Annotated in this window: 6 protein-coding genes and 1 pseudogene; 4 read left to right on the top strand and 3 right to left on the bottom strand. The window is 69.0% G+C overall.

The features are described from left to right. Positions 1-459: 459 nt before the first annotated feature. Positions 460-1,434: an alpha/beta hydrolase gene (locus tag ACGFNV_RS46740; RefSeq protein ID WP_393631782.1), complete on the bottom strand. Its 975-nt coding sequence runs from the start codon at positions 1,432-1,434 to the stop codon at positions 460-462. A gap of 604 nt (positions 1,435-2,038) precedes the next feature. Between ACGFNV_RS46740 and ACGFNV_RS46735 the strand changes: the two genes are divergently transcribed. Next, entirely contained in the window at positions 2,039-3,478 is a 1,440-nt protein-coding gene (locus ACGFNV_RS46735) for a dihydrolipoyl dehydrogenase family protein (protein WP_393631781.1), read from the top strand. A gap of 81 nt (positions 3,479-3,559) precedes the next feature. Here ACGFNV_RS46735 and ACGFNV_RS46730 read toward each other — a convergent pair whose 3' ends face one another. Next, positions 3,560-4,396 carry an enoyl-CoA hydratase/isomerase family protein gene (locus ACGFNV_RS46730; protein ID WP_393631779.1) on the bottom strand — a complete coding sequence of 279 codons (837 nt, stop codon included), beginning with the start codon at positions 4,394-4,396 and terminating at the stop codon, positions 3,560-3,562. On the opposite strand from ACGFNV_RS46730, the gene ACGFNV_RS46725 reads away from it, so the two are divergent. Genes ACGFNV_RS46725 through ACGFNV_RS46715 form a run of 3 tightly spaced genes read left to right on the top strand, consistent with a single transcriptional unit; the run spans position 4,395 to position 5,252 of the window. After that, positions 4,395-4,604: a hypothetical protein gene (locus ACGFNV_RS46725; protein ID WP_393631778.1), complete on the top strand. Its 210-nt coding sequence runs from the start codon at positions 4,395-4,397 to the stop codon at positions 4,602-4,604. The two genes, ACGFNV_RS46730 and ACGFNV_RS46725, sit on opposite strands and share 2 nt — an antisense overlap. Positions 4,605-4,622: 18 nt before the next feature. Beyond that, positions 4,623-5,012: a luciferase family protein gene (locus ACGFNV_RS46720; RefSeq protein WP_393631776.1), complete on the top strand. Its 390-nt coding sequence runs from the start codon at positions 4,623-4,625 to the stop codon at positions 5,010-5,012. A 33-nt stretch (positions 5,013-5,045) separates the two neighbouring features. Further along, positions 5,046-5,252: a three-helix bundle dimerization domain-containing protein gene (locus ACGFNV_RS46715; RefSeq protein WP_393631775.1), complete on the top strand. Its 207-nt coding sequence runs from the start codon at positions 5,046-5,048 to the stop codon at positions 5,250-5,252. A gap of 52 nt (positions 5,253-5,304) precedes the next feature. Here ACGFNV_RS46715 and ACGFNV_RS46710 read toward each other — a convergent pair. Further along, positions 5,305-5,514, bottom strand: a pseudogene (locus ACGFNV_RS46710) (TMEM165/GDT1 family protein); the annotation flags it as partial. Positions 5,515-5,781 lie beyond the last annotated feature (267 nt).

Raw genomic sequence — 5,781 nt, 5'->3', positions numbered from 1 at the left:
CGCCGAAGTTGTCCGTATGGACGCGGCTGATCTGCGTCTTCAGCTCAATGTCACGGACCGTCCGGGCGCTGGGGACGCGGTTCTTCGCCGCATAGAGGGTAGGGGGACGGACGTGCCATGACTCGATCCTCTCAGGGAATCGAGCCTCCATCAGAGCCGGAGCGGTTCAGGGCGCCGATGCCGGGTGAGAAGTCAGAAGGTGAGCGGTGCCGGCGCGGTACGCGCAGGGCGCCCCGAAATCCCAGGCCACGATCATGCTGCGTCCGTGCAGGCATCCTGGCTCGCGGGTATCGGCAGCGCTACCCTCCAGCATCCCCGCGCCCGACGCGGCCAGAACAAGGGCCCCTATGCCTCATGGACCGGCTCCGCTCAGCTGTGCGTGAGGTGAGGCCTGGTGCTGCTCGATCCGCCCGGCCGGCACCGGCTCTGGTTCATGCGGGCTGCCGTAGTGGCCCTGCGTCAAGGGGAGGCGACACCACTTCTCAGGGCGTCGCGGAGCACTGTGACGGCCTGGGCTATGGCGGCACGGGTGGCGTGGGTGTCGCTGAGTGGGTTGAGCATCATGAAGTCGTGGGTGATGCCATCATAACGGACCGTGGTGATGTCGACGCCCGCAGCGCGGAGCTTGGCCGCGTACGCCTCGCCCTCGTCGCGTAGGACATCTGCCTCGTCGACGAGGAGGAAGGCCGGTGGCAGACCGGCGAGCTGGTCGAGGTCGGCCTTCAGGGGAGAGGCGGTGATCTCGCTGCGCCGCGCGCGGTCGGGCGCGTAGGCGTTCCAGTACCACTCCATGGCCTTGGCGGTGAGGAAGTAGCCGGTGGCGAGATCGGCGTAGGACTTGGTGTTCATGTCGGCGTCCGTGACCGGGTAGTACATGGACTGATGCACGAAGCGGACGTCGCCGCGCTCCTTGGCCATCAGGGTGAGAGCAGCCGTCATGTTTCCGCCGACCGAGTCGCCCGCTACCGCCATGCGGTCCGGGTCGAGGCCGTGAGCAGCGCCTTCTCGGACGATCCATTGAGCGGTGGCGTAGCCCTGCTCGATCGCCACCGGGTAGTGCGCCTCGGGGGAGCGGGTGTACTCGACGAACACGACCGCAACCTGCGCCCCGTCCGCGAGTTCGCGCACCAGCCGATCATGGGTGTCGGCGTTGCCCAGAACCCATCCACCGCCATGCATGTAGAGAACCACGGCGAGGGGCGGCGAGGAGCCCAGCGGCCGGACGATGCGCGCACGTACATCGCCGACATGGGCAGGAACGGTGATCCACTCTGAATCGACATCGAGCTTCTGGATCGGTTCCGCTTGGATGTCGTCCAATACCCTGCGGGCCTTCTCGGGCCCCAATTCGTACAGGAACGGCGGCTGGGACGTGGCATCAGCGAACTGCTGGGACGCGGGCTCCAGAACGAGGGCGCCAGAGGATGCGGTCATGACGGTCTCCGTGGGGTCTGGGGAGAGGCACGTGGCTGAGAGATGCTGAGGACTCGCGCACAGCCCGACCGTGGAGCGCCGATGCGCCCCGCCACTGGGCAGGCAGCGCAGCATGGCCACACGCAACAGCCTCGCCCCTTCGGGCCGTGATCGCATCCGTACAGCCGCATGCTCGGGCCCGTTTCGCCACTGCACGGTTGCTGCCGAGCCGGAGCCGAAGCGGTCTGGAAGGCCACGGCCTTGGCTGGCTCCTCGTCGGCCTGGCGCTCGTTGCCGTCCGCGAGGATGCCGCTAGCTTCGGCGTCCGGATCAAGGCAGCAGCTGGGGCAGCGATCGTTGCGAACTGCCATCTCTCTGCCGGGCCGGCCGGCCCGGCCGGGCAGGTTGGGGTAGTAGGCCGGGTAGCCGGGGCACGTCGCCGTGACCCGGCCCCCTCCGAACCCGACTCACAGGGTGCATCAGGCTCAAGCAAGCCAGAGAGTTTCGCAGAGCCGGGCCGTGCGGACCCATCTCCGACGCCTCCTGCGGCGCGGGCCCCGTCCCACGACCGCCGAGCGATGTCCCCGGGTGGCCACGGCGCATACCAGCAACCAGACTTGGCCCCATGACGGAATCGGAATCCACCGCGTACGACGTCGTGGTACTCGGAGCCGGACCCGTGGGAGAGAACGTCGCCGACCGTACCCGCGCGGCCGGCCTCTCCACGGCGGTCGTGGAGAGCGAACTGATCGGCGGCGAATGCTCGTACTGGGCCTGCGTCCCCAGCAAGGCACTGCTGCGCCCGGCCATCACCCGAGCGGACGCCCGCCGGGTACCCGGACTGCGCCAGTCCGTACAGGGGCCCCTCGACGCTCCCGCCGTCCTCGCCCACCGCAACTCCTTCACCCACGGCTGGAAGGACGACAGCCAGGCCCAATGGCTCGACGGCACAGGCGCCCGCCTCTACCGCGGCCACGGCCGGCTCGCCGGATCGCGCAGGGTCGAGGTCACCGGCCCCGAGGGCGAGCGGCACACGCTCACCGCCCGGCACGCGGTCGCCGTCTGCACCGGCAGCCACGCTGTCGTGCCCGACATCCCGGGCTTCGACCGGGACCGGGTCAAGCCGTGGACCAGCCGCGAGGCCACCAGTGCGCAAGCGGTGCCGGGTCGTCTCGCGGTCGTCGGCGGCGGTGTCGTCGGCGCCGAGATGGCCACTGCCTGGCAGGCCCTCGGTGCTCGGGTCACGGTCCTCGTCCGCGGCAAGGGCCTGCTGCCCCGCATGGAGCCCTTCGCCGGCGAACTGGTCGCCGAGGCCCTCACGGAGGCCGGCGCGGACGTGCGTACCGGCACATCGGTGGAGTCGGTGACGCGGGACGGCCCTACGGTCGTCGTCACCACCGACAAGGGCGATCGGATCGAGGCCGACGAGATCCTCTTCGCCACCGGCCGCGCTCCGCGCACCGACGACATCGGGCTCGACACGATCGGCTTGGAGCCGGGCGCCTGGCTCCCGGTCGACGACAGCTGCCGGGTGACGGGCAGCGAGTGGCTGTACGCGGTGGGCGACGTCAACCGCCGTGCGCTGCTGACCCACCAGGGCAAGTACCAAGCCCGCATCGCCGGCGCGGCCATCGCCGCCCGCGCCGCCGGCGTCCCGCTCCTGGAGTCCGACCGGTGGGGTGCCCACACCGCCACCGCCGACCACGCCGCCGTCCCCCAGGTCGTCTTCACCGACCCGGAGGCCGCCGCGGTCGGCCTCTCCCTCGCCGAAGCCGAACAGGCCGGCCACCGCGTCCGCGCAGTCGACTTCGACCTCTCCTCCGTCGCCGGCGCGAGCCTTTACGCCGACGGCTACCGCGGCCGTGCCCGCATGATCGTCGACGTCGACGAGGAAATCCTCCGTGGCGTCACCTTTGTCGGCCCCGGAGTCAGTGAACTCCTCCACTCCGCGACGATCGCGGTCGCCGGGGAAGTCCCGGTGAACCGGCTCTGGCATGCGGTACCGGCCTACCCGACGGTGAGTGAGGTGTGGTTGCGGTTGCTGGAGACGTACCGGGACGCGTAGTTCGCGCCTGAGGGGAGCCACCAGTTCCAGTGGCTGCCGGCCAGGCACGTCACGGGCGGGTTTGAGGGATGGATGCGCGTGTCAGCGGCGGAACTCTGCCACGGCCGTGCCGAGGTCGCGTTCGATTTCACCCACACTCTGGAGTCCCCGGTCAGCCAGGTAGTCCAGGCGCTCGCGGGTTTCGGGCAGGGCGATCAGGCTTTGAAACGTGGCGGCGTCGGAGCGGATGTGTGCATGTTCCGCCAGCGTGAGGTCGTTGATGGTGCGCTTGGCGGCCTTGACCCCCTCGGGCGGGAAACCGGCGATGCGCTTGGCGAGGCGCTCGACGAAGCTGTCCAGTTCGGAGTCGGGCAGGGAGCGGTTGATCCAGCCGTAGCGTTCGGCGAGATCGGCGTCGAAGTCGTCGGCTCCGGCGATGGCTTCGATAGCGCGGGTGCGGCCGAGTCGCCGGGCCAGGTGCTGGGTGCCGCCAGCGCCGGGCAGAGCGCCGGTACCGGACTCGAACTGGCCGAAGACCGCGTTCTCGCGCGAGGCGAAGATCATGTCGCAGGCCAGGGCAAGCTCGTTGCCGCCGCCGCGGGCACGGCCGCGCACCTTGGCGATGGTGATCACTGGGACGCGCGCCAGCCTGTGCAAGAACATGCCGAGTGAGGCGTCACCGGGGCCGCCGGCCTTGGCCGCCTCCGCGGTGTACTGCGGGACCTCCGAGAGATCCACGTGCGCTGAGAAGTAGTCCGGTGAGGCGCTGTCGACGACAACGACGCGCACGTCACCGGGGTCGGTGTGCAGCATGTCGGCCAGGCAGACCAGGTCGCGGACCAGGTCGACGCCGAGGAGGTTGAGAGGACCGGCGTCGAGGGTGGCGGAGAGAACGCCGTCTTCGAGACGGGTCCGGATGGAGGAGTAGGCGAAGGTCATGACGACTCCGGTGAGCGAGGGGATGCAGAAGGAGCAGATCGCGCAGTCAGGCGGTGCAGCCCGCCGGGCGATGATGTTGGGGGTGGGTAACCACCTTCCGCGCGAGGGGCAGAGAGCAGAGTTCTCTGGTGGTTTCGGCATCAACATTTGGACATACAAGGCAACTGTCGAGTTACGGCTTCCTCGCGTTCTGCTGTCCAGGGTGTGATCCAGTCATGATGACGGCATGACGTTGGCGTCGCGAGCCCTGAGAGAACTGGCGAGCTGGCCAGAGCTTGCCGAGGCCCCGGCCAGCTGCGGTAGGGACCGTGCGCTGCGCGCGGCCGCACACGAGATCGTCCACTTCCACGCGGACCAGGACGTGGACCTGCACCTCACGGCCCGGGCCATACGGCGCCTTGAGGACGACCTCGTGACTTCACCTGCCATCCAGCTCGTGCCGGGTTCGCCGTGGATCACGCTGCACCTGAGCAACGACCGCGATATCGACCTGCTCATGACCTTGGTGAGTGCCGCACTGCAGGCGCATCAGACGTGGCCGGTTCCGAGCGACATACCGTCGGCGGGGTGCAATGATCGTTTTGGCGCGGCTCTTCCGCGCCAGAGTCCCAGCTGAGCCTTGCATCCACCCCTTCTACGCAGGTGATGTATGGCGATCGAGCCACGGGAAGAGGACGCCATCCGGGCAGTCACGGAGCGTCTCAAGGGCACCTACACCGACACCCACACCCCTGACGAGGTCGAGGCTGCCGTTGCCGCTGCGCACGCGTCCTTCAGTGATCGACGCGTCCGGGATTTCGTCCCCGTCCTTGTCGAACGCAAGGCTCGTGCCAGCTTGGGCAAAGCTTCCGACTGACTGACGCGCCCGCCCGTCGTGCATCGCTGCCTTCCGCTTCGGCGGCTGCGGCTCATCCGGCTACCACCGCGTACCAACTGGTGATGGCCAGCGCCAGCATCGCCACCGCGACGATCCTGGTGAGCAGGTGCAGCCGGACGTGTCTCACCAGGGTGCGGCCGCCGAGGATGCCGAGCGCGGCCACGGCCCACAAGGCGAGTAGGGCGCCGAGGCCCACCGAGAGCGGACTGTCGTAGCGGGCGGCCAGGTTGACGATCAACAGCACCGGCGCAAGTACAAGCGGCGTCAGCGGGGCATTACGGTGGGACACGAGGGCCTCCTGCGGTCGGCGGTAGATGTCGCAATCCACACCGAACCCAGAAGGCCCTCACCTGTTCAAGCACCCAACGCGCGTGTCACCAACGTGCCGGGACAGCACACCTAGGGCCTGTCGATTGGATCAGGCCGGCTGTAAGACCCGGTGCCTTGCAGCCGACCCGAGCGGGGTCTGGTGCGTGCAGCTGCAAGGCGGAGGAGGGCGTCAACGCGA

This window comes from Streptomyces sp. NPDC048751 (assembly GCF_043198595.1).
Taxonomy (GTDB): Bacteria; Actinomycetota; Actinomycetes; order Streptomycetales; family Streptomycetaceae; genus Streptomyces.
This window is presented reverse-complemented; position numbering and strand designations above follow the sequence as displayed.

Bases quoted from the DNA above. Each gene is read 5' to 3' on its own strand.
- ACGFNV_RS46730 (WP_393631779.1), bottom strand. From the start codon at position 4,396: ATGACCTTCGCCTACTCCTCCATCCGGACCCGTCTCGAAGACGGCGTT.
- ACGFNV_RS46740 (WP_393631782.1), bottom strand. From the start codon at position 1,434: ATGACCGCATCCTCTGGCGCCCTCGTTCTGGAGCCCGCGTCCCAGCAG.
- ACGFNV_RS46715 (WP_393631775.1), top strand. From the start codon at position 5,046: ATGGCGATCGAGCCACGGGAAGAGGACGCCATCCGGGCAGTCACGGAG.
- ACGFNV_RS46735 (WP_393631781.1), top strand. From the start codon at position 2,039: ATGACGGAATCGGAATCCACCGCGTACGACGTCGTGGTACTCGGAGCC.
- ACGFNV_RS46725 (WP_393631778.1), top strand. From the start codon at position 4,395: ATGACGACTCCGGTGAGCGAGGGGATGCAGAAGGAGCAGATCGCGCAG.
- ACGFNV_RS46720 (WP_393631776.1), top strand. From the start codon at position 4,623: ATGACGTTGGCGTCGCGAGCCCTGAGAGAACTGGCGAGCTGGCCAGAG.